The sequence below is a fragment of the Parapedobacter flavus genome (assembly GCF_035818675.1).
GTDB classification, from domain to species: Bacteria; Bacteroidota; Bacteroidia; order Sphingobacteriales; family Sphingobacteriaceae; genus Parapedobacter; species Parapedobacter flavus.
The window spans coordinates 58959-84544 of record NZ_JAYKZZ010000016.1 but is presented as its reverse complement, the minus strand read 5'-3'; the positions used below and the strand labels follow the sequence as shown (position 1 = coordinate 84544).

At 53.7% G+C, this 25586-nt stretch carries 15 protein-coding genes and 1 riboswitch; of the genes, 9 read left to right on the top strand and 6 right to left on the bottom strand.

Features of this window, described 5'->3' with window-relative positions; all coding sequences use genetic code 11:
• Positions 1–73 precede the first annotated feature (73 nt).
• The 8 genes from U9S71_RS13620 to U9S71_RS13585 all read left to right on the top strand — a co-directional run bounded on the left by U9S71_RS13620 (position 74) and on the right by U9S71_RS13585 (position 14672).
• On the top strand, positions 74–1240 hold the full coding sequence (locus U9S71_RS13620; RefSeq protein WP_326328060.1) for a purple acid phosphatase family protein: 1167 nt from the start codon (positions 74–76) through the stop codon (positions 1238–1240).
• Positions 1241–1588: 348 nt separating this feature from the next.
• A complete protein-coding gene (locus U9S71_RS13615; RefSeq protein ID WP_326328059.1) occupies positions 1589–2131 on the top strand; it encodes a phage tail protein in 543 nt (180 codons plus the stop codon).
• A gap of 78 nt (positions 2132–2209) precedes the next feature.
• Positions 2210–8677: a beta strand repeat-containing protein gene (locus U9S71_RS13610; RefSeq protein WP_326328058.1), complete on the top strand. Its 6468-nt coding sequence runs from the start codon at positions 2210–2212 to the stop codon at positions 8675–8677.
• Between the two features lie 84 nt (positions 8678–8761).
• The gene (locus tag U9S71_RS13605) at positions 8762–8890 is read left to right on the top strand and encodes a hypothetical protein (RefSeq protein ID WP_326328057.1); all 129 of its coding nucleotides are present in this window, start codon (positions 8762–8764) and stop codon (positions 8888–8890) included.
• A gap of 36 nt (positions 8891–8926) precedes the next feature.
• Entirely contained in the window at positions 8927–11773 is a 2847-nt protein-coding gene (locus tag U9S71_RS13600) for an MBG domain-containing protein (RefSeq protein WP_326328056.1), read from the top strand.
• 103 nt (positions 11774–11876) lie between these two features.
• The gene (locus U9S71_RS13595) at positions 11877–12773 is read left to right on the top strand and encodes a PorP/SprF family type IX secretion system membrane protein (protein ID WP_326328055.1); all 897 of its coding nucleotides are present in this window, start codon (positions 11877–11879) and stop codon (positions 12771–12773) included.
• Positions 12774–12856: 83 nt separating this feature from the next.
• On the top strand, positions 12857–13159 hold the full coding sequence (locus U9S71_RS13590; protein ID WP_326328054.1) for an acylphosphatase: 303 nt from the start codon (positions 12857–12859) through the stop codon (positions 13157–13159).
• Between the two features lie 16 nt (positions 13160–13175).
• On the top strand, positions 13176–14672 hold the full coding sequence (locus U9S71_RS13585; RefSeq protein ID WP_326328053.1) for an oligosaccharide flippase family protein: 1497 nt from the start codon (positions 13176–13178) through the stop codon (positions 14670–14672).
• Positions 14673–14683: 11 nt separating this feature from the next.
• Here the strand turns inward: U9S71_RS13585 and dusB are convergent, their stop codons facing one another.
• The 6 genes from dusB to U9S71_RS13555 all read right to left on the bottom strand — a co-directional run bounded on the left by dusB (position 14684) and on the right by U9S71_RS13555 (position 24735).
• Positions 14684–15676, bottom strand: a complete 993-nt coding sequence (gene dusB, locus U9S71_RS13580; protein ID WP_326328052.1) for a tRNA dihydrouridine synthase DusB — start codon at positions 15674–15676, stop codon at positions 14684–14686.
• A 61-nt stretch (positions 15677–15737) separates the two neighbouring features.
• Positions 15738–17165, bottom strand: a complete 1428-nt coding sequence (gene dnaA / locus U9S71_RS13575; protein WP_326328051.1) for a chromosomal replication initiator protein DnaA — start codon at positions 17163–17165, stop codon at positions 15738–15740.
• A 286-nt stretch (positions 17166–17451) separates the two neighbouring features.
• On the bottom strand, positions 17452–17838 hold the full coding sequence (locus U9S71_RS13570) for a transmembrane 220 family protein (protein ID WP_326328050.1): 387 nt from the start codon (positions 17836–17838) through the stop codon (positions 17452–17454).
• An 84-nt stretch (positions 17839–17922) separates the two neighbouring features.
• A riboswitch (TPP riboswitch) is annotated at positions 17923–18019 on the top strand.
• Between the two features lie 58 nt (positions 18020–18077).
• Positions 18078–20957 carry an aminomethyl-transferring glycine dehydrogenase gene (gene gcvP / locus U9S71_RS13565; RefSeq protein WP_326328049.1) on the bottom strand — a complete coding sequence of 960 codons (2880 nt, stop codon included), beginning with the start codon at positions 20955–20957 and terminating at the stop codon, positions 18078–18080.
• Between the two features lie 200 nt (positions 20958–21157).
• Entirely contained in the window at positions 21158–21499 is a 342-nt protein-coding gene (locus U9S71_RS13560; protein WP_326328048.1) for a hypothetical protein, read from the bottom strand.
• Between the two features lie 53 nt (positions 21500–21552).
• On the bottom strand, positions 21553–24735 hold the full coding sequence (locus U9S71_RS13555) for a S41 family peptidase (RefSeq protein ID WP_326328047.1): 3183 nt from the start codon (positions 24733–24735) through the stop codon (positions 21553–21555).
• A 124-nt stretch (positions 24736–24859) separates the two neighbouring features.
• Between U9S71_RS13555 and U9S71_RS13550 the strand changes: the two genes are divergently transcribed.
• Positions 24860–25504: a hypothetical protein gene (locus tag U9S71_RS13550; protein WP_326328046.1), complete on the top strand. Its 645-nt coding sequence runs from the start codon at positions 24860–24862 to the stop codon at positions 25502–25504.
• Positions 25505–25586 lie beyond the last annotated feature (82 nt).

The window sequence follows — 25586 nt, the reverse complement described above, 5'->3', positions numbered from 1 at the left end:
GTGGAAATCGGGCACCCGTTGACTGATCTACAGCCGGGTGCCCTCTTTATACAATGACAACGAGATACAAAACATGAATAAATTCACGCTTACGTTACTGCTGCTGGTAGCTGCCATCCCAGCCGGCTGGTGCCAAATCCAAATCACCCACAGCCCTTACTTGCAGGCCCTACACGATACCGGTGTCACCATCGTATGGACAACCGACAAAGACGCGGTGGGGTGGGTGGAACTCGCGCCCGACGATGATTCTCATTTCTACAAACAGGAACGACCCAAATATTTCGCCAGCAGCCACGGCTTCAAAAACGTTTCCACCCTGCATAAAGTTACCCTGCAAGGTCTCACCCCCGGTACCACCTACCGGTATCGGGTATATTCCCAAGAGGTAACCAGCCATGTAGGCACCAAGGTAACGTACGGCGAAATCGCCGCCACCCGCGTGTACAAACAGGAGCCCCTCACCTTTACGACCAGCACCCCTGGACAGCAGCAGGTTTCCTTCGCGGTAATCAACGATATCCACGGTCGCAACGAGGTGATGAAAAACCTTCTTGGACAGCTTGATTGGCAGAAAACAGACTTGGTGTTTTTCAATGGCGATATGGCCAATAACTTATTGGATGAAACGCAGCTTTTCGCCCATTATATGGACACCGCTACCGCGCTTTTTGCCTCCGAGACTCCCATGTACTATGCCCGTGGCAACCACGAGACGCGCGGTACTTTCGCGAATGCGTTCGCCGATTATTTTCCAACCACCTCGGGCCACCTGTATTATCTGTTCCGGCGAGGGCCAGTCTGCTTCGTCGTACTCGATTGCGGCGAAGACAAGCCGGACAGCGACATCGAGTATAGCGGCATCGTGAACATGGATGCCTACCGTTCACAACAAGCCGAATGGTTGGAAGCCGCGTTACAGCGACCCGAGTACGTGGGTGCGCCCTATAAGGTGGTTATCTGCCATATGCCGCCCTTCGGCGGATGGCACGGCGAAGGAGAGATCGCGGCGAAATTTGTGCCTTTACTGAACGCGGCGGGTGCTCAGGTGATGCTGAGCGGTCACCTGCACCGGCACATCAAGCGCGATGCGGAACCTGGGACGCACAACTTCCCGATTCTCGTCAACTCCAACAACAACATGTTGCGCGTTACCGCTGATAGTGAGCGGCTTCATATCAATGTGGTAGATCAGGCAGGCAAGGTGGTAGATACGCTGACGTTGCAGCCCAGTCGATGATTTTGGCTCCATTCCGCCGCCGTTACCGGCGGCCGGAATTGGTTTTTTGTCGGACAGAAAAATTAGCTTAATAGATAATCGATGTCCTACGCGATTAACTAACTCGCAATAAAAATAACCTTTTTTTAACACCCTCCCCTAAAGGGTAGGTTATTTGTCACACAGTTATCCTATCTTTGACAAATAATTGCGTCTACTAATCGTTGTAATAATTTACCAAATACCCTGTGAGCAACCGTCGTAAATAAGTGAAGGATTACCACTGGCTATGTGATGTTGTTCACATGCGCAGTGGCCACTACCAAATAATAGTCAAATTTTACGTATATAAACTAATAAGCTAATCGTATGGAACCATTTCTTGGACAAATTATGATGGTCGGATTTAATTTCGCGCCACGTGGCTGGGCATTGTGCCAAGGCCAGTTACTTCCAATTTCACAAAACCAAGCACTATTTTCACTCTTGGGTACCACTTATGGTGGGGATGGCCGAACCACATTTGCCCTCCCCGATCTGCGAGGTAGGTGCGCCGTTGGCATGGGCCAAGGGCCAGGGCTGTCTAATTATAGCCAGGGTGAAATGGCTGGACAAGAGCATGTAACGCTTATGTCGACCCAAATGCCATCGCATACGCATCAATTAGTGGTAAGCAAAGAGAGCGGTACGCAAAGTGACCCCACCAATACCATCATCGCCAATAATCAGGTGACAATCGAGCGGGGAAATACCGTTCCCGCTAATGCCTTCAGCACCGGTCCGGGCAATGCTACCATGAGCCCACAAGCCATCCAACCGGTTGGGGGAAACCAGCCACATGAAAACAGGCAACCATACATCGCAATGAATTACATCATCGCGTTGCAAGGGATATTCCCGTCAAGAGACTAATTTTTTGAGCTGTCTGAAAATATTTTCAGACGGCTTTTTTTAACTTTCTACCTGTTGATGCACCGTTATTAAATTGCCATGAAAAACTTCTACTCTTCTGCTCTATGTATCGGATTATTGGTATTGTTCGCGTCCCAGGGGGTTCGGGGACAGACGACCATTGATTTTAATCGGGTGGCTGGAAGATATGGGTACGGCCCGACATTTGGAGACGCTCTTCCTGCTGCAGAACCGGGCGAAGTACACGAAAGCATAATAGCGGAAGGTTTTCTGTTTTCCGTCAGTGGCGGACTAACGACCGCCCAAGTTGAAGGTCGCGGTAATGAAGATGGGGTAGGACCTGGGTATAACGGGAGTAGCTGCCTATATGATAATGGTGGGACAACAGGGGATATCACCAAATGGACGATCAAAAAAGGAACAAATGGCGATTCTTTTCGATTCGTGAGCATTTACCTAGAAGATGGGGGGAATAATGGGAGCATCCAGGCAACGATCACTGGCTATAAAGGCGGTGTAGCGAAGAGCGGGGCCACTGTTAGCTTGATTCCGTCGAATAATACGGAATTGTTAGATTTTTCTGCAAATCCTGATTTTTTTGATGTCGATTTGATTGAAATCACAGCTGACGACATTAACTTCTATCTGGACGAGTTTACTTATGGTCCACCAACGTCAGTGGGCGATACCGATCCGGCGGAGGTATTGGGCATTAGCCTGGTGGGCAATCCCGCCAGTACGGCAACGACAGTTTCCTATACGGTTACGTTCTCCAAGGCGGCATCCAATGTGGATATTACTGACTTTGAGCTCACGAAGGTAGGTAGCGCTACGGGCACGATTGCCAGTATTACGGGCAGTGGCACTACCTATACGGCTGTGATCAATGGTATTTCGGGTGAGGGGAATATCCGACTGGATTTAAAAGCGGGCACGGATATTGAAAATGGTGATGGCCTAGGTGGCACTGCTGCATTCACCGGTGGGCAGGAACATTATGTGACTTCCTGTTTTATCGAGACCTTCGACCAAGGAGAGGCAGACAATGCGACAACCTTTTCGGGTAATGGGAAGAATTTTACATTGACCGGTAACTGGACCGTAAACACGGAAACGCCTAACACCGGATTGGGTGGATCCGCGTTTAATTTAAAGCGGACTTCAGGAACAGGCCCTTTTACCATTGCACCAGATGATGGGGAGATTACCGTAAATGGGCTTTACCTGTACCTGTCGTCGATAGCCGACGGTGCAGATCCGACAGCCGATGGAGCTGTAACCATCCGGGGTCTCCGATCGGGTAGTCAGGAGTATACTTTTACAAAAACTTCCGGGTTTGCAACTGATTTTAGTGCCAACTCGGGGTACACCTATATCGATTTCTCAGCCGAGAATGGAGATCCCTCCATAAAAGTGATCGATCAATTGGAGATTTCGATTGGCGGCGCATTTACTTACCTAAACTTGGATAATTTCAGCTGGTGCGCGGATGAATTCCCGCCCGCAGGGTATACCGTCAACATCGATCAGAACCCGATTACACAAGACAATCAAACTGCGGTCAGCTTTACCTTTGCGGATGCTGAAGTGGGAACAACCTACAATTATACATTCACCGGTACCGGCGGAACACCCGTGACCGGTACGGGTACGGTCACCGCGGCAACTCAACAAGTGACCGGCATTAACCTCACCGACCTAGACCCCGGTACAGTGACGCTAAGTGTAACACTTACGGATGCCTCCAGCAACGTGGGCTTACCAGTCACAAGCACCTCAACAAAGATCATCAACAACGATCCCACTGATATCATCTTAGATCCCGCTTCCATAAACCAAAGCGCGGGTGCTAACGCAGAAGTCGGCACCCTCAGCTCCACCGATCCCGATGTAGGCGATACGTATACCTATACATTGGTAGATGGAAGCGGGGGTGATAACAACGATGCATTCAATATCAGTGGTAACTCGCTATGGGCAACCGATCCATCGATATTGTCTACGGGATCGAACAACGTACGCATCCGGACCACCGATAATAAGGGCGGCTTCTATGAAAAAGCCTTTACCATTACGGTAGTCGATGATGTTGCACCGACAATTAGTAGCGTAAGTGTGCCGGCAGATGCTATTTACATTACAGGGCAGAACTTGGATTTCACGGTAAATGTATCGGAAAATGTAACGGTTATCGATACGCCACAGCTGCCGCTGACCATCGGAACTACTTCGGTCAATGCCGCCTATATGAGTGGGTCCGCTACCAGTGCCCTACTCTTCCGCTATACCGTCCAAACGGGTGATATTGACACCGATGGCATTGAAGTGGGTGCTGCTATTGTCTTGAATGGAGGTACGATTAATGACGGCGCAAGCCATCCGCTCGCGCTTACGCTCAACAGTGTAGGCGGTACAACCGGTGTATTGGTAGACGGGGTAAATGACGCCCCTACGGTCAGCGGATTGCCGGCGGGCATCACGATCATTGAAGATACGCGGGGCGAACTCAATATCGCATCGAGCAGCTTTGCTGACGAAGATAGTGATGACATTACGGTTAGGTTGTCGGTCTCAGACGGCAGAATAGCATTGGCAGCCACGGGAATTCCGGTGACACTCAACGGAAACGCTACCTCCGCAGTGACCATTGCCGGTGCCGCCAGTGCCATAAACAGCTATATAGCTATTCCTTCAAACATTATTTATATACCTTCTGCAAACCACAGTGGAACCGCTGCCGCTACCCTTACCGTCAGTGCCGATGATGGCGACGGGTCCGGAGACGTTGAACTCGGCACTGAGCCGATCAACATTACGGCAGTGAATGATGCGCCGGTCACTGTGATATCCCCAATCCCCGAGGTGACAGAAGACACGCCAGCCGCACTTACAGGAATGGGTGTGACTGACGTGGACGGAGATGACCAGACCCTTACCTTTACCGTGACTGGCGGAACTGTTACACTGGGTACGGCCGGGATTTCGTTTGGGGGATCAGGGAACGGTACCGCAGCTTTCACGGCATCCGGAACCCTCGCAAACATCAATGCTGCGTTGGCTGCCGCCACATTTACGCCAACTCCTAATCTTTCCGGAACTGATGCCGGCTCAATATCCTTCGTCTCCAATGATGGAACGGCAGGTTCCAATCAGGCCACGGTAACCTTCAATATCATCGCAGCCAATGGTGGGCCGGTCTTTGACGGTAATAAGGTTATTTTCTACACTGAAAATGGAACTCCAGCCAGGTTCAATAGCGGTGGATCAATTGAATTGACCGAAAGTGAAGGGGAGGCGATTATAGAAGCGGTAATTACTTTCAACGATCAGAGAGATGGAGATATCCTTTCAGTTGAAGCGCCGAGCCCTTATGCTGTTTCTCAAGCTGGCAATGTCATTACCCTTACCGGCACGGGTACAGCTGCCCAAATGACCAGCGTTTTGGAATCCATTGAATATAGTAACAGCGGAAATGACCCCACTATAGGAGGAACTGACAATACCAGAAATATCACCAGTATAGTGAAGGACGCTTCGGGTATTTCTTCCAATATTTTGACCGTCCAGATCGGATTAACCGCTGTCAATGATGATCTTACGATGGTTTCCTTGCCATCTGATGTTATTGCTTTTAAAAATACAGCCAGTGATTTAGATCTTTCTCCTGTTACTTTCAGCGACGTGGATGCGGGATCAAATTCTGTGACGCTTACCCTGGAGGTCAGCGATGGCATCCTTGCCGCTACCACGGGCAGTGGGGTCACTGTGGGCGGTTCAGGGACAGGTATTCTTACGCTATCAGGTACTCCGTCAGCCATTGATGGCTATTTGAACTCCCCATCCAACATTCAATACACAGGCGCTGTATTGGGAGATAATGCAGCGGTGCTCACACTTTCTGCAAATGATGGAGGAAATACCGGGACAGGAGGAGGGGCAACTGTGGAGTTGGGACAGATCCAAATAGATATCACACCGGTTAACGATGCCCCAACAGTAGCTAATCCTATCCCTGACCAGAACGCAACCCAAGGGGTGGCCTTCAGCTTCCAATTTGCGGCCAATACGTTTGCAGATGTGGATGCAGGTGATGTCCTGACCTATGCTGCCCAACTGAACGGGGGCGGCAACTTGCCGGCCTGGCTAAGCTTTGATGGGGACACGCGTACCTTTAGTGGCACGCCAGCTAACAGTGATGTGGGTTCATTGGAGATTGATGTCATTGCAGATGACGGCAACGGCGGTACGGTGACGGATACCTTTACCCTTACCGTTAACGCTCCTCCTACGGTCAGCGGATTGCCGGCGGGCATCACGATCATTGAAGATACGCCGGGTCAACTCAATATCGCATCAAGCACCTTTGCTGACAGCGATAGCGATGAGATTACGGTTACATTGTCGGTCTCAGACGGTAGAATAGCATTGGCAGCCACGGGAATTCCGGTGACACTCAACGGAAACGGTACCTCAGCAGTAACACTTGGCGGTGCCGCGGGTGCCATAAACAGCTATATAGATATTCCTTCAAACATCATTTATATACCTTCTGCAAACCACAGTGGAACCGCAGCCGCTACCCTTACCGTCAGTGCCGATGATGGCGACGGGTCCGGAGACGTTGAACTCGGCACTGTGCCGATCAATATTACGGCAGTGAATGATGCACCCGTTGTCACCACCAGCGGCGGAACCACCCCATTCATTGAGCGGGTTATCGGTGGTCCGGTTCCAATCGCCATCGACGATGCCTTAACGATAAGCGACCCGGACAATACCTCCTTGGCTTCGGCGAACGTGGCGGTTACCGGCAATTTCCAGGCAGATGAAGATTTGCTTGCGTTTGTAAACGACGGCAGTACGATGGGGAATATCGACGGTAGCTACGATGAAACGACAGGTACGCTTATGCTTACCTCTGTGGGCGCCACCGCTACGTTGGCGGAATGGCAAGCGGCCCTGCGTGCAGTAACCTACAGCAATAACTCACAGCATCCAAATACCACCACGCGTACGGTCAGTTTTGAAGTCAATGATGGGACAGCTGATAGCGCGCCTGCTACAAAAGATGTCAATGTGGTGGCGGTAAATACGGCGCCGGTTGCTGTGGATGACCCGGTGACGGTAAACGAAGATATACCGGCAACCGGAAATGCATTAACGAACGACTCGGATGTGGAGGGCAACGCACTGACGGCGTCCTTGGTTACCGCGCCCGTTAACGGAACGGTGGTATTGAATGCGGACGGCAGCTTTACATACACGCCGAATAGCAACTATAATGGACTGGATAGCCTGGAATACCAAGTGTGTGACAACGGAACGCCTTCCCTATGTGACACGGCCTGGGTACGCTTTACCATCAGCGCCGTGAACGATGCACCGATAATCACCGGAACACCGGCAACAACGGTAAACCAAGATGCGGCATACAGCTTCACGCCGATTGCTAACGATATCGATGCGGGTGATGTATTGACATTCAGCATTGCCAACAAACCCGACTGGGCCACCTTCAACGCCAACACCGGTGAGCTCTCCGGCACTCCGGGCAACAGTGACGTGGGCACCACCACAGATATCATCATCACGGTGAGCGATGGTGTGCTCGATGCCAGCCTTGCGGCATTCGATCTGGAAGTAGCCAGTGCGATCATCTCGGGTTTAACCTTACCGAATAGTAATTTTGTGTATGACGGTACTGCCAAGTCACTGGAAATCGATGGCACCCTCCCGCAGGGCACATCGGTGAGTTACGCAGATAACAGCCGAACGGATGTCGGCACGCAGAAAGTAACGGCAACCGTTGAAGGCGCCGGTTATACACCATTGGTGCTCACGGCCGACTTAACCGTTACCCGGGCAACCATCACCGGCATCACGCTTGACGACGGTAGCTTCACCTACGACGGTACAGCCAAGTCGCTGACCATCGCTGGAACCCTGCCAGAAGGCACATCGGTGAGTTATGCTGATAACAGCCGAACGGATGTCGGCGCGCAGGAAGTGACCGCAACCATAACCGGCAGCAATTACGAAGATCTTGTGCTTATGGCCGACCTGACCGTCACGCCGGCAATAATCACCGGCATCACACTGGCGGACGCAAGCTTTGTATATGATGGCACGGCACAATCACTGGAAATTACAGGAACATTGCCCGACGGCACCACGGTTGCCTACACGGGCAACAGCCTGACGGATGTGGGTACGCAACAAGTAACCGCTACCATAACCGGCAGCAACTACGATGACCTGGTGCTCACGGCAGACCTAACCGTCACGCCGGCAACCATCACCGGCATCACACTGACGGACGCAAGCTTCGTATATGATGGCACGGCACAATCACTGGAAATTACAGGAGCATTGCCCGATGGCACCTCAGTGAGCTACGCGGATAACAGCCGCACCGACATCGGCACGCAGGAAGTGACCGCAACCGTCAGCGGCGGTAATTACGATGACCTGGTGCTCACGGCTGACCTCACCGTCGCGCCGGCAACCATCACCGGCATCACACTGACGGACGCAAGCTTCGTATAGGATGGCACGGCACAATCACTGGAAATTACAGGAACATTGCCCGACGGCACCACTGTTTCCTACCCGGGCAACAGCCTGACGGAGTTGGGTACGCACCAAGTTACCGCTACCTTAAGCGGCAGCAAGTACGATGACCTGGTGCTCACGGCGGACCTCACCGTCGCGCCGGCAACCCTCACCGGCATCACACTGACGGACGCAAGCTTCGTATAGGATGGCACGGCACAATCACTGGAAATTACAGGAACAGTGCCCGATGGCACCTCAGTGAGCTACGCGGATAACAGCCGCACCGACGTGGGCACGCAGGAAGTGACCGCAACCGTCAGCGGCGGTAATTACGATGACCTGGTGCTCACGGCTGACCTCACCGTCGCGCCGGCAACCATCACCGGCATCACACTGACGGACGCAAGCTTCGTATATGATGGCACGGCACAATCACTGGAAATTACAGGAGCATTGCCCGATGGCACCTCAGTGAGCTACGCGGATAACAGCCGCACCGACGTGGGCACGCAGGAAGTGACCGCAACCGTCAGCGGCGGTAATTACGATGACCTGGTGCTCACGGCCGACCTCACCGTCACGCCGGCAACCATCACCGGCATCATGCTGGCCGATGGCAGCTTTGTGTACGACGGCACGGCGAAGTCACTAGCCATCACTGGTACACCGCCGCAAGGCACGGAGGTAATCTACACCAGCAACAGCCGCACCGACGCGGGTACACAAGAAGTGACCGCAACCGTCAGCGGCGGTAATTACGATGACCTGGTGCTCACGGCCGACCTCACTGTCACGCCGGCAACCATCACTGGCATCATGCTGGCCGATGGCAGTTTCGTGTACGACGGTACGGCACAATCACTGGAAATTACAGGAACATTGCCCGATGGCACCTCAGTGAGCTACGCGGATAACAGCCGCACCGACGTCGGCACGCAGGAAGTGACCGCAACCGTCAGCGGCGGTAATTACGATGACCTGGTACTCACGGCCGACCTCACCGTCACGCCGGCAACCATCACCGGCATCATGCTGGCCGATGGCAGCTTTGTGTACGACGGCACGGCGAAGTCACTAGCCATCACTGGTACACCGCCGCAAGGCACGGAGGTAATCTACACCAGCAACAGCCGCACCGACGCGGGTACACAAGAAGTGACCGCAACCGTCAGCGGCGGTAATTACGATGACCTGGTGCTCACGGCCGACCTCACTGTCACGCCGGCAACCATCACTGGCATCATGCTGGCCGATGGCAGTTTCGTGTACGACGGTACGGCACAATCACTGGAAATTACAGGAACATTGCCCGATGGCACCTCAGTGAGCTACGCGGATAACAGCCGCACCGACGTCGGCACGCAGGAAGTGACCGCAACCATTACGGGCGGTAATTACGATGACCTGGTACTCACGGCCGACCTCACCGTCACGCCGGCAACCATCACCGGCATCATGCTGGCCGATGGCAGCTTTGTGTACGACGGCACAGCGAAATCACTGGTCATCACTGGTACACCGCCGCAAGGCACGGAGGTAATCTACACCAGCAACAGCCGCACCGACGCGGGTACACAAGAAGTGACCGCAACCGTCAGCGGCGGTAATTACGATGACCTGGTGCTCACGGCCGACCTCACTGTCACGCCGGCAACCATCACTGGCATCATGCTGGCCGATGGCAGTTTCGTGTACGACGGTACGGCACAATCACTGGAAATTACAGGAACATTGCCCGATGGCACCTCAGTGAGCTACGCGGATAACAGCCGCACCGACGTCGGCACGCAGGAAGTGACCGCAACCATTACGGGCGGTAATTACGATGACCTGGTACTCACGGCCGACCTCACCGTCACGCCGGCAACCCTCACCGGCATCATGCTGGCCGATGGCAGCTTCGTGTACGACGGTACGGCACAATCACTGGAAATTACAGGAACATGGCCCGATGGCACCTCAGTGAGCTACGCGGATAACAGCCGCACCGACGTCGGCACGCAGGAAGTGACCGCAACCATGACGGGCGGTAATTACGTTGACGTGGTTCTCACGTGCGACCTCACCGTCACGCCGGCAACCCTCACCGGCATCATGCTGGCCGATGGCAGCTTTGTGTACGACGGCACAGCGAAATCACTGGTCATCACCGGTACACCGCCGCAAGGCACGGAGGTAATCTACACCAGCAACAGCCGCACCGACGCGGGTACACAAGAAGTGACCGCAACCGTCAGTGGTGATAATTATGAAGACCTTGTGCTCACGGCGAACCTCACCGTCACGCCGGCCACACGCAGCATCGCCTTTCCCACCATCCCGGCCAAGACCTACGGCGATGCAGATTTCGATGCGGGAGCGACGGCCAGCAGCGGGGAGCCAATCACCTACACGAGTAGCGACCCGTCCGTGGTGGAAGTGACTGCGAGCGGGCAGCTCCGCATCACGGGGGCGGGTGAAGCCATCATCACAGCCACCGCACCCGAAAACGGAAACTACAGCAACCGCCCTGAAGCCACACAGGTGCTGACGGTAGGCAAGGCCAGCCAATCCATCACCTTCAACGCCCCGGCACAGGTGAACAGAGATGCAGGTACCGTCCCGCTGGACGTATCGGCCTCCAGCGGACTGCCCGTATTGCTCAGCATTGACGATGAAGAGGTGGCCACCCTGGAGGGCACGTCGCTCAACATCCTGCGCCTGGGCACGGTGCGCATCACCGCCACACAGGCCGGCGATGTCAACCACGGGGCCGCGGAACCGGTGACAGTGACCCTGCGAGTGGTAGACCCCACATCGGACATACCCATCCGGATACACCAAGCCGTGTCGCCCAACGGCGATGGCATCAATGAGTACCTCATCATCGAGGCCATCAAGGACTACCCAAACAACCGCGTGCGCATTTTCAACCGCAACGGAACGGTGGTGTGGGAAGCCTCGGGTTACAACAACGGTACGGTAGCCTTCCGCGGAATCGGCACGGGACAGAACAGGGTACAGGCGGGCACTTACTTCTACGTGGCCGAAATCAGGGTAGACGGCGAGTGGAAATACGAGAAGGGATGGTTTGTGTTGAGATATTGATCGGTGAGTTTGTGAACAAGTGAGTTGTGAACAAGTGAGAGGGGCAGACTCCCAGGCTCACAAGTTAACAGGTTCACAAGCTCACAAAAAAACATAAAAAGTGATGAAAAAGAAACTATTGATTATAGGGGCGATGTTGGGGTTGGTAACATACCTACACGCCCAGCAACCGCTCACCCACACCCAACACGGCCAACTACGCACGGTAACCAACCCCGCGGCCAGCCTGATGCACATGGGTGGGGAGGTGTCGGTGATCGGCCGGCGGCAGTGGGTGGGCCTGGATGGTGCCCCCACGGTGTTCTGGGGCAGCGGCCACATCGGCCTGCAGCGGGCGGGCGCCACCGCGGGCATCACCATCCGCCACGAGAGCATGGCTGTGGAGAAGCTCACCGAGGCCTCGGCCTTTTTCGCCAAGAGCGTGCGCATCTCGGAGACCGAATACCTCGGGCTTTCGCTCAATGCTGGCTTCAGCTATATGGATGGCCGCTTCTCGCAGCTGGACCCGATGGACCCGGCCTTCCGCGAAGATGTGAAAGAGACCGACGCACTGGTAGGCTTCGGGGTGATGCTGTACCGCCCGGAGCGGTACTATGTGGGGCTGTCTTTGCCGCGGCTCATGCTGGGCAACCTAGGTGTGGGCGGCGGCGAGAGCCGCTACAACTTCCGCAACCTCTACCACCTCACGGCAGGGGCACTGTTCGATCTCGGGGACGACTTCCAGTTCCGCCCGAGCGTGCTGGTGACCTATTCGGAAAGCCTGCGGCCGCAGGCGGAGGCTTCGGCCCTGTTCTTCGTGAAAAGGGTGTTCGGCATCGGCCTCAATGCTCGCAGCTACGGCGAGCTGGCCGGCATGGCGCAGTTCAACTTCAGCGGCATCGGACTGGGCTATAGCTACCAATTCAATCCGGGTAACCAGCCGCTCAACCGGCGCATCAATAATACCACCCACGAGATTGGGCTCAGCTACCGATTCGATAGGGCCGTAGGTCTGCTTTAAACGATGTAACGATTCACTGACCCCTTCCTGGGGTTTGTTGATGTGCCGATTTGCACGTATTTTTGTGCCATTAGAAAGAAACCATGGGCACGAAAACCGACAAACACAAGCACCTTGACATCGTCGTATCGGGGAAAGTACAGGGCGTATATTTCCGGCTCACCACGAAAGCCGTGGCCGACCAACTGGGGGTAAAAGGCACCGCGCAGAACATGCCCGACGGTACGGTGGCCATCGAAGCCGAAGGCGACGCCTTTGCCCTTGACACTTTTCTGGAATGGTGCCACGAGGGCCCCGAAAGGGCCCTGGTGGAAAAAGTAGCGACCAACGAAGGTGAAATGAAAAACTATCGTAACTTTGAGGTCATCAGGAAATCGCGTGGCTGATCTTAAGTGTTAAACGTTGTCGGTACTTAGAAAATTTGCTGGACAAACCGCTATCTATGGGCTGAGCACCATTGTGGCCCGGCTGATTAATTTCCTGCTCACGCCGCTTTTCGTTCGCAAATTCTCCCCTTCCGTATACGGCATCTTTACCAACATGTACAGTTGGGCCGCCATGCTCAATGCCGTACTTGCTTTCGGGATGGAGACAACCTATTTCCGGTACCTGCAAAAGCATGATAATAACCGGGCTAACGTATACAACAATAGCTTCACCATCATCCTGTTTACCGCCACGCTTTTCATCATCACCACCCACCTTTTTTCGACAAATATCGCCACGTGGCTGAACAACGGCACCACTAGTGCCGACTACAACCGCTATGTGCGCTATTTCGCCTGGATTTTGGTAACCGATGCACTGGCCGTCATCCCGTTCGCCCGCCTACGCGCCGAAGGGCGACCCATACGGTTTGCGGTACTCAAACTCATCAATATCCTCGCGTTCATCGGCGCTACCCTGTTTTTCATCGTGGTCATCCCCTGGCTTATCGAGCAAGGCGGTGCTTATCCAGATTACTTCAGTTCGTGGTACCGGGAGAAGTGGGTGGGTTACGTCTTCCTCTCCAACCTCATCGCCAGCGGACTTACCCTGCTATTGTTATTACCCGAAATCGCCAAGCTGCGCCCGCGGCTTGACCGCAAATTGGCATTAGATATGCTTTCCTATAGCCTGCCGGTGTTGATTGCCAACATCTCCTTCATCATCAATGAGCATATCGATAAAATTATGATCCCTAAGTTGCTCCCGGGGGAGGTGGGCGACCGCGATTTGGGTATCTATGGTGCTGTATCCAAGATCGCTGTGTTCTTAAGCATCGCCGTGCAGGCCTTCCGTCTAGGTGCCGAGCCCTTTTTCTTCAGTTATGCTAAAAACGAAAATGCCCGGCGTGTTTATGCCCTCATCATGGACTACTTCGTTATCGCCATGGTGTTGGTAATGGTAGGTATTACAGTAAACATCGAATGGTTGAAGTATTTCATCGAGGGTGGCAGCCCCGAAGAACAGGCCCAATATTGGTCGGGCCTACATATCATCCCCATTCTCCTCCTCAACTATGTGTTACTGGGTATTTATATGAACCTGTCGATCTGGTATAAGCTGACCGACCAAACCCGTTTCGGCCTCTATATTTCCGGTATCGGTGCCATCATCACCATTGTGCTCAACATCATCCTCATACCGCGCTACAGTTACGTGGGTGCGGTTTGGGTAACCGCAATTGCCTACGTCGCTATGGTGGTTACTTCCTACCTGTGGGGGCAGCAGCGGTACCCCATCCCTTACCGCGTGGGTAAAAATGGAGCCTATATCGTTGCGGGCATCATCATTTGCTGGCTGGCATTCGATGCGTTCGATCGGCACGTCGTCATTGGAAACGTGCTTTTTGTTGGCTTCGCGCTTACCACCGCGCTCATCGAGCGGAAGACGCTCATGGCCATCCTGAAAAAATAATACGGATTGGTTTAGGCCACCTCCAGCTCGAACTGGTCGCTGATTTCGTCGAGCACCGCCTCGATATCTGCTACCTCCATCAACGAGACCAGCTTCATGCGATATTCCTTAAAGTGGGGTATCCCCTTGAAGTAATTGGCATAATGCCGGCGCATCTCGAAGATACCGGTTTTCTCGCCTTTCCATTCGAGCGATTTCCGGAGATGCGTACGGCACACATCCACCCGTTCGGCGATGGTTGGGCCAGGCAGGTACTCACCGGTTTGAAAAAAATGCTTGATTTCGCGGAATATCCACGGGTAGCCGATGGACGCGCGGCCGATCATGATGCCGTCCACCTCGTATTCCATGCGCCAAGCGGCGGCCTTTTCCACGCTATCCACGTCGCCATTACCAAAAATGGGGATGCGAACGCGCGGGTTACGTTTAATTTCGCGGATAAGGTGCCAATCGGCCTGCCCTTTGTACATCTGCGAGCGGGTGCGGCCATGGATGCTCAACGCCTGGATACCCACATCCTGCAAGCGCTCGGCAACCTCATATACGTTCTTGGTGTTGTCGTCCCACCCCAAGCGGGTCTTCACCGTCACAGGCAAATGGGTGGCTTCCACCACGGCCTTGGTCATCGCCGTCATTTTATCGATATCTTGCAGGAGACTGGCTCCGGCACCGCGGCAAGCTACATTTTTTACGGGACAGCCGTAGTTGATGTCGATCAGGTCGGGCCCCGCCAGCGAAGCAATCTCGGTAGCTTCGCGCATGGTGTCGATGTCGCTGCCGAAAATCTGGATGCCGATGGGGCGTTCGTATTCGAAAATATCCAGCTTCTGGCGGCTTTTGGCAGCATCACGGATAAGTCCTTCAGACGAGATAAACTCGGTGTACATCATGTCCACCCCATTTTGCTTGCACACAAAACGGAATGGTGGGTCACTCACGTCTTCCATGGGTGCCAACAGCAGGGGGAATGTCCCCAAATCGATATTTCCAATGCTCACAGACATGTACTGTACCAAGTAATCAGCCCGCAAAGATAAGGAAAATCGACGGATTGCCCTACGCCGGCTAGCTGGTCTTCAGCTTCTTCTGGATGTCTTGTACGTAGGCCTTGAACTTTTTGTCGGTTTCAATCAAATCTTCTACCGTTTGGCACGCGTAAATTACCGTTGAATGATCCCTGCCACCGAAGAATGCGCCGATGGATTTCAAGGACGTTTTGGTATGGTTCTTCGCGAGGTACATCGATATTTGCCGGGCCTGTACGATTTCGCGCTTGCGCAACTTCGATTTGACCATCTCTACGGGCACCTCGAAGTAATCGCACACCAACTTCTGGATGTAATCCATCGATATCTCCTTGTGCGAATTCTTGATAAAATTCTTCAACATCGATTTAGCGAGGTTGAGGTCGATCTCTTTCTTGTTGAGCGTAGCCTGTGCCAGCAACGACACCATGGCCCCCTCCAGTTCGCGCACGCTATTGTCTATCTGATTGGCGACATACTCAATTACATTCTCCGGCAATTCGATGCCATCGGAATACATTTTCTTCTTGAGGATGGCCATGCGCGTTTCCAGATCAGGCACCTGCATATCGGCCGAAAGGCCCCACTTGAACCGGCTTAATAACCGCTCTTCCAGTCCGGCGAGGTCCTTAGGTGGCTTATCCGATGTGAGGATAATCTGTTTGCTCGACTGATGGAGGTGGTTAAAAATATGGAAAAATATATCCTGCGTCCGTTCCTTACCCGCGAAGTTATGCACATCATCCATGATGATGACGTCCATCGCTTGGTAAAAATTGACAAAGTCGTTAATGGTATTGTTTTTTAAGGAATCGACAAATTGTTGGCAGAATTTCTCGCACGACACATAGATAACCAGCTTGTCGGGTAGACTGTGTTTGATTTCATTCCCGATGGCCTGTGCCAAATGCGTTTTGCCAAGCCCCACCCCGCCATAGATCATCAACGGGTTGAACGAGGTACCGCCCGGCTTGCTCGCCACGGCGAAACCCGCCGACCGCGCCAATCGGTTACACTCGCCCTCGATGAAATTGTCGAACGTATAATGTTGGTTCAACTGCGGATCGACCTGCAATTTCTTGAGGCCCGGAATGACGAACGGATTCTTGATATCTTTATTAAGTGCTACAGGAATGGGAATCGATTGCCTTTTTGCTTCCGCACCATTCCCACTTGAGGGAATATTGGTGGTATATGGGTTACTTGTGGATGATTTCTCGACAACGATGTTGTATTCCAACCGGCCATTTTCACCGAGATGCTTCTTTATCGTTTTGCGAAGCAAGCCGACATAATGTTCTTCCAGCCACTCATAAAAAAATAAACTAGGCACTTGAATAGTCAAAACGTTGCCTTCCAACCGTACAGCCTTAACGGGCTCAAACCAGGTCTTATAACTTTGTGCCGGAATATTATCTTTGATGATTTGCAGACAGCTATCCCATACACTCACGCTCGTTTTTTCCATTCGTTAAATCTTAAAAAGTTGATACCCAATAAATGACCGAAAAAATGTTGATAACTTCTCCGTGAAACGAAGGTGGCAAAAAAAAGCCACCTAAAAAATTAAAAAATGAAATATCAATTACTTGTCTTTATATCAATAACTTAGGTGTGTTTTAACACAAATTCAATCGGTCAATACCAAGCGCTTAAATTTTCTCAACATCGGCCGTTAGCCTTGGTTCTGAGTGTTAAAGTTAAGTAAACTTTAAGCAAAATTATAGGAAAAAAGCAATTAAAAAGCAGCGCGGTTACGCTGTGGTGACCTGCTTACGCTTGGCAGCCGCAATCCAGTCTATCGCCAATACCGCAATCAGTATCGACAGGCCCAACACTTCGCGGGTTTCCTCTATCCATGGCTTGTCGGCTTTCATCGATTGCACCAAATCTTTCGCTTCATGGTGCAGCGCCCAATCGAGTACGTTATGCTTAAAAATAAGGAAGTACACTACGAAGCCGAGGTAAACCACGATTCCCGATGCATACGCCCAGATGAAATATCGGCCACGGGCCACCATGAAACATGCCCAGGCACCGAACCCATACAAGACCATCCACAGCAACGGGTCCACGTCGTTGTATTGCAACCCAGCACTGATTAAAAACAGGATACAAAAGATGATATTAAATGCTTTCATGGAATATGGGGTTTGAAACCATCAAATGTATAAAAAATTCACTTTTTTTAAAACCCTTTGCGGGCGCCGTTGTTTTCTTACCAAACGATGTGCCGGGAGTGCTTGAGTCTATCAGGCTGAGATTACATCCCCGAACCTGATCTGGATAATTCCAGCGCAGGAAAAGCACACCAGTATGACGAAAAGTCGTACAATCCCATTCCGGCTATGGTCGGAATGGGTTTTTTGTATAGGCACGTTTACGCCTCGACCGTTTCGTAGTCGCTCACAGGTGGGCACGCACAGATCAGCATGCGGTCGCCTTGCGAGTCGTTTACACGCCCTATGGTAGGCCAGAATTTGTGGCTCCGCACGAATGGCAGCGGAAACGCAGCCTGCGACCGGGCATATGGCTTATCCCACGTGTCGGCACTTACCATGGCGATGGTGTGCGGTGCACCTTTCAATACGTTATCCGCCCGATCGGCCTCGCCCTGTTCAACTGCTGCTATCTCGGCACGGATGGCAATCATCGCGTCGCAGAACCGGTCGAGCTCCGCCTGCGATTCCGACTCGGTGGGTTCCACCATCAAGGTCCCTGCAACAGGGAACGACACGGTAGGCGCATGGAAACCATAGTCCATCAATCGTTTGGCAATATCGCCCACTTCAACACCTACCGCTTTGAACCCCCGGCAATCCAATATCAACTCGTGAGCGCAGCGGCCGTTGGCACCTGCGTAGAGCACGGGGTAATGGCCTTCCAGTCGTGTTTTGATGTAGTTGGCGTTGAGGATGGCATATTGTGTGGCGTTGGTAAGCCCCTCGGCACCCATCATGGCCACATAGGCGTGCGAAATCAGCAGGATGGATGCCGATCCCCACGGCGCTGCCGATACCGCACTGATGCCCTCGGCACCACTTACGGGCACCACCTCATGGTTAGGTAAAAATGGCACCAGGTGGTCAGCCACACCAATGGGGCCCATACCCGGACCACCGCCACCGTGCGGTATACAGAATGTTTTATGCAGGTTGAGGTGGCACACATCGGCGCCAATACGACCCGGACTGGTGAAGCCCACCTGTGCGTTCATGTTGGCGCCGTCCATATACACCTGTCCGCCGTTCTGGTGGATGATTTCGCATATCTCAATAATGGGCTCTTCAAAAACCCCATGCGTAGACGGATAGGTAACCATCAATGCGGAAAGATCCGCCGCGTGCGCTTCGGCTTTGGTGCGCAGGTCGGCCACATCGATGTTGCCGCGCTCATCACACTTCACCACCACCACGTTCATGCCCGCCATACTTGCAGATGCCGGATTGGTGCCGTGGGCCGATGCGGGGATAAGCACCACATTGCGGTGCGTATCGCCACGGCTTTCGTGGTATGCACGGATGACCATCAGTCCCGCGTATTCCCCCTGGGCCCCCGAATTGGGCTGGAAGCTTACTTTGGTAAAACCGGTGATCTCGCTCAGCCATGCATCCAGCTCACTGATGAGTTGCATGTAGCCGCCCACCTGGTCGGTAGGGGCAAACGGATGGATGCTACTGAACTCCGGCCACGTTACCGGCACCATTTCCGTTGTAGCGTTGAGCTTCATCGTACATGATCCTAGCGGGATCATCGAATGGCACAGTGAAAGATCCTTGGCTTCCAATGATTTGATATACCGTAGCATTTCGTGCTCGGAGTGGTGGCTGTTGAATACCGGATGCGTCAGGTATGCCGACGTACGCTGCAATGCCCGCGGGATAGCCGGAGCGATGCGTTCCGACTGTGCTTGTAAATCCGCATCGTCGAGCGTTTTGCCTTTCAGCTTGGCGAAGATCCGTACCAGGGTTTCGATATCTTGGTATGTGGTCGTCTCGTCTACGGAAATACCGGCGATGGTCCCTTCATAGTGGAGGTTCACGTCGTTGTTGAGCGCCTCGGCATGCAGTGGCCCGGCAAGTTCGCCCAGTTCCACGCGCAAGGTATCGAAATAGGTGTCGTTATATTGGGTATAGCCCAACCGCTGCAACGCCTTGTCAAGCAGGTTGGCCAGTCCATGGATGCGGTCTGCGATCTTCTGCAATCCCTCCGGTCCATGATAAGCGGCGTAGAACCCGGCCATGATGGCCAGCAGGGCTTGCGCGGTGCAGATATTGGACGATGCCTTATCGCGCCGGATATGCTGCTCGCGCGTTTGCAGCGCCATGCGCAGGGCATATTCCCCCTGTGCGTCTACGGTAACGCCGATGATGCGGCCGGGGATATTGCGCTTATACGCTTCTTTGGTGGCGAAATAAGCCGCATGCGGTCCACCGAAACCCATGGGGATACCGAAGCGCTGCGTACTGCCCACCACCACATCGGCCCCCCACTCGCCGGGGGCGGCAAGTAGCACCAGGCTAAGCAGGTCGGCCACCGCACAAACGGAAATGTGGCGGCTATGCAGTTGCTCCACCAAGACGCTGTAATCAGTTACCGAGCCATCGCCTGCGGGGTACTGCAACAATGCACCGAAAATACCGTCGTCTTCGGGAACCGCCTGGAGGTCTCCGACCACCAACTCAATACCGTACGACTGTGCTCGGGTACGAAGCACGTCGAGCGTCTGCGGGAATACATTATCGGAGACGAAGTACGTATCGGCCGCCTTGTTCTTACGAAGGCCATATTGCATAAACATGGCTTCAGCGGCGGCTGTCGCTTCATCAAGCAGCGAGGCATTAGCAATCTCCATCCCGGTGAGGTCGATGACCGCGGTCTGGAAGTTGAGCAACGCCTGCAGGCGGCCCTGGGCGATCTCCGCTTGGTAGGGCGTATACTGGGTGTACCAGCCTGGGTTTTCAAACACATTCCGCTGGATGACGCCGGGGAGTGTAACGCCGTAGTACCCCTGGCCGATATAGGATTTAAACACCCTGTTTTTATCGGCCACAGCCCGCATCCGTTGCAGGTACGCCGTTTCGCTCCACGCCTCCGGCAAGCCCAGGGGCACCGTATTGCGGATCTGCGCGGGAACCGTTTCATCCATCAGCTGGCCCAGGCTTTCTAGCCCCAAGGCATGCAGCATTTCAGCGGTTTCATCGGCACTGGGGCCGATATGCCGCTCCTCGAACTTCTCTTGGAAATGTATTTTATTCATTCGGATATGTTACTACCGGTGTGCAGCCATGCCGCTTTAAAAGCAGCTGGTGATTTTCGCGGGCAAAGGTACGGATTTTAATGCGCGAAATAAAGGGGACTAAACAATCGGCGCTTGGTGAAAGCCCTTCGCAGGGATGACAATACGCCGGCGCGGGGGGACGGCGAGCGGTAGCAACGGCGCAGCGTTTCACTTTCGGGTTACTGAAAAGCCCTTCGGGGGCAAGATGGATCATTGTACCGTCGCTTTGCAGCTATGTTCCCCTGCAGTGGGTCGCCGTGGCCCGACAGCAGTTCATTGCGGCCCTGAAGCAGTCCGCCGTTCCCTGGCCATGCGGCGCTGTGCCCCCGCGACGTTCGCCGGTGCCCCGGTCGGGCAACGCTGTGCCGGCGCGGCGGCGCACTGTACCCCCACCCTGCTTCACCGTACCCCTGCGGTGCGTCCCTGCGTCCCCTCCGGGTAACGCTGCGTCCCCGGCGTGTTCCTTTGCGGGGGCGCAATGCCGCATTGCGCCCCAACAGTGACTCACTGCGCCCCCGCAATGGCGCACTGCGCCAGTTGCGCGGTGCCTGGTTTCTCCGTTTAATTTTCTGTTTTACTCATCCAATTCACCCAACAACTCCCCCACGGCCCGCTCCAACTGCGGATCCTTGCCTTGCAACCGGTCCAGGAAGGTATTCTTGACATAGATATCGGGCGACACCCCGGTCAACTCCAGGTCGTCGCCCTCCAGCGTATAGCAGCCCCAGGCCGGCACCCGATACATCGAGCCGTCCACCAGGCCTTTGGCCGATGTGAATATGATCCATCGGTAGGTTTCCGTGCCGATGATCTTGCCCAGCTTCAATGCCTTGAACCCGGCGGCGGTCATCTCGGCATCACTAAGCGACTGCTCATTTACCAACAGCACGATGGGTTTGCCCGACGGGGCAAAGTTGCTCTGCGGCGAGCGCTTGCCGCCACGGTATTGCCATTGCAGGTACGGGCGCTGCGAGAGAAATTGCAACACCTCATCGTGCACATTCCCGCCGGTGTTGTATCGCAGATCTAGAATAATGGCATCTTTATGGGCCTCCTGCTCCACCATGTCCAGGAGAAATCGCTCCAGTTCGCCCCCACCCATGTTTTTCATGTAGGTGTAGGCGATGCGGTTTTGCCCCAGCGAATCCACCTTGTGTCGGTTGGCACGTATCCATTCATCGTAGCGTTGGTCGCGCAGGGCACTGCTTCGTTGGGGCCGTACCTTGGTGGTAACCGCCGCACCGTCGCGCCGGAAGGTAAGCACCATTTCCTCGGCCAACGACGGCCGCGTGAAATACGCGTCGCGGTCGGCCAGGGTATCCACCGGTTGTCCGTCAACGGCGACCAACACATCGCCGGGACGGATATCCACCTCCCTGCGGGCCGCATGGCTCCGGTCTACCACACGCTGTACACGGTAGGGGTGCTCGTTATCGAATACCAACCCCGTTTCATTGGTTACCACCGAAAAATCCTTACGCTCGTCGTTGCCATTAGAGCTGAAACCAAGGTGCGACGAGTTGAGCTCGCCCAACATGTCGTTGAGCAGCACCCGCAGGTCGGCTCGGTTGTTCAGGTAGGGCAGGTAAGCCGCATAGCGGGTTTTTATAGCGGCCCAGTCTACCCCATGAAAGTCACCATCGTAAAAGTTCTCTTCGATACCTGCCCATGTTTCGTAGAACATCTGGTTGAACTCGTTTTCCAGGTTCCGGCGGAATTTGAAGGCGATATTCACTTTTTCGAGTTTGTTGCCGTCGATGTTGTATTTCTGCACGGTACCGCGCGAAAGGGCATAGAATTTCCCCTTCACCTCCACCAAGTTGCCCACACCACCATCGGCCACCTTCTCGGTCTTGTCATCTTCAAAAGCCTCGTGTACCGTCCGGTACAACGCCCGGCGCCCGCCATCGTGGTTGGAGGAATAGAAGATGTAGGTTTTCTCGCCTTTCTTGAAGGTTTTGGGGTTGCTTTGTGTGCCGAAAGCGGGACCTACGCGGGTAATGCGGTCGAGCAGCCCCTGGGTATTGATAACAATCGGCGTACTGGCCGTCTTCGTGCTATCGGCTTTGTCGTCCTTTTCGTCTTTATCCTTTCCTTTCTTTTTGTGGCTACTGTCCTTCTCCTTTTCATCTTTCTTTTTTTCCTCGAAAAGCTCGTCGAACTTGTCGATCCGGTAGGGTTCGTCAAAATCATCCAGCGCCATGCGGTAGATGCTGGCATCGCGCATACCCGTGGGGTAGGCCGGTTTAGTACGGTTGCTGGCGAAGTAGATGGACTTGCCATCGGGCGACCAAGCCGGCGATGCTTCCGACACCCCAGTGTTGGTGAGGTTGATGGTCTGTTTCTTCGCAATGTGATGCACGAAGATGTCTTGCTCGAAGTTGCGGTACGCCGTAAACAGAATGTACTCGCCATTGGGCGAGAACGACGGCTCCGAGTTCTGGAAGGCCCAGATTTCGTCTTTCACCACGGTGGTGCTCTGCAACGTTTTCAAGTCGAGCAGCCGCACTTCATCACGGCCACTGAGGTACACGGCTTGGGTACGCTCCGAGTTGAACGCGATATCGCGGTTGCTGCGCAGATCGGCCGTGAGCTGCTTGGCTTCGCCACTTCCATCAGCCGGCCGGGTATACCAATTGGGGTAGCCCGCATGGGTTTGGTTAAACAGCAGTGTTTTATTGTCGGTCAGCCACTTCACTTCCGTGGCCCGCTCGCCCGAGCTGGGCATTTGCTTGATGAATTCACCCTCCACATCACTCACGAAGAGTTCTCCACGCGAAATGAAGGCCAGCTTTTTGCCATCCGGCGACACGTCGAAATAGGTGATGTTTTCTTTCACGTCAAACTCCTGCGGGACATCCAATAGGGCATTCCGGCTGATGGTAACATGGGGCTTCGACGTTTTCTGGGTCGCTACGTCATACACATACAACTGGTAGTCCTTCTCGAAGACCACTTTCGTGCCGTTGGCCGATACCGCAGGCCGCTTGATCGAGGTATCGAAGTGGGTGAGTGCCGTCTTTGCTCCGCTGTCAAATGTATAGAGGTTATACTCGCCATTGGCCTCATCGGAAGCGAAGAACACGTTGCCCTTCCGGTCTACCGAGGCCCAGAAATCCTTGCCATCGTAGTCAGTGTGCTGGGTAAACGCGTGGTTAGCCGGGTGGTAACCTAGGATATCGGGATTAAACGCTCCCTTATAGCGCTTACGGTCCGCATTAAAATAGCTTTCCCAAGTGTTATTGAAGAGGAGTTCACCGTCGGGCTTTTCGGCCACGCCGTGTATCGTGTTGAAATAGTGGGTGAAGAGCCGTTTAGCGGTTCCACCCTGGACTGGTACGGTATAGCTGGTAAATCGGTTATAGCGCCCCGAGGTGAAGTAGATGGTCTGGTTATCCCAGCTCCAGCTGTCTACCTCATCGGAAGCATCGTGGTGGGTAAGCTGCCGGATGTCGCCGCCAGCCAGTGGCATTACGTACACATCGTGGTTGCCAAACTGGTTGGCCGAGAACGCCAGCCATTGGCCGTCGGGCGAAACCCTCGGTGCAATTTCGTCGCCCCGCATCGCCGTGAGGCGAAGTGCCTGCCCACCATCGGCAGCCACTTTCCACAGGTCGCCCGCATAGCTGAAAACAATCGTCTGCCCATCGGGCGTCAGGGTAGGATACGAAATAAATGTTGGCGCAGCCTGCGCATGGGCGGCAATCGATGCAAGTACCAGGGTTGCCGTCAATAGGCAAGTGTTGATGGTATTCATGTTCTTAAGTTTATTGTGCTGGCTGCAATATTAACGAAAATTAATAGTATTTACCGCGGCGTATCCGGCAGCCCGACAATGGCGAAACGAAAAATTGCGTATCTTTCCGGCAAAACAGCATGATATGAAACCCGTATATTGTCTTTTGCTGATGGTAGCCCCGCTTGCTATGCCCGGCTACGCCCAAGACCCCCTATCGCCCTTTCTTTTTGAAGACTACAACGATGCGGTAGTACATTTTCACGGTGGCCAAACATCGACTGAAAAAGTGAATTATAACTTGGTGGAAAGCGCGCTTTATTTCATCGACCAGCGCGATGGACAGGTAAAGGTAGTGGCTAATTATCGGGGCATCGACTCGCTCGTTATCGCTGGGCGCACTTTTCTGCTCGACGGTGAAAATGCATTGGAAAAAGTGTCCGACGATCCCACTATATACATCCGATTCAATGCAAGCAGTACACAAAAACCACCACCCGTAGCCTATGGTGGCACCAGTAAATTGGCCTCGGTCGACGTTTATTCGACCGCCTTTTTCCAGGGCTTAGGGTCGGACCGCAAAACCCCGGAACAGGAGGTATCCGAGATTTACCACGATTACGTTATCGAGCTTGGCGGAAAACGGAAAAAGTTCTCCAACTTCAAGCAGTTCCACCGGATTTATCGCGACCATAAGAAGGCACTGGAGAAATATGTCACCGAACACGAGCTGGATTTCAATGATGTAAAGGGTATCATTGCACTGTGCCGCTATGCAGCGAGCCTGTGATGATGAAACCTTCTATCGGCTGAAACATTAACGAAAATTAACAACGACATCCGGTAACGTTTTGGTAGTTTTGAGGATGTTT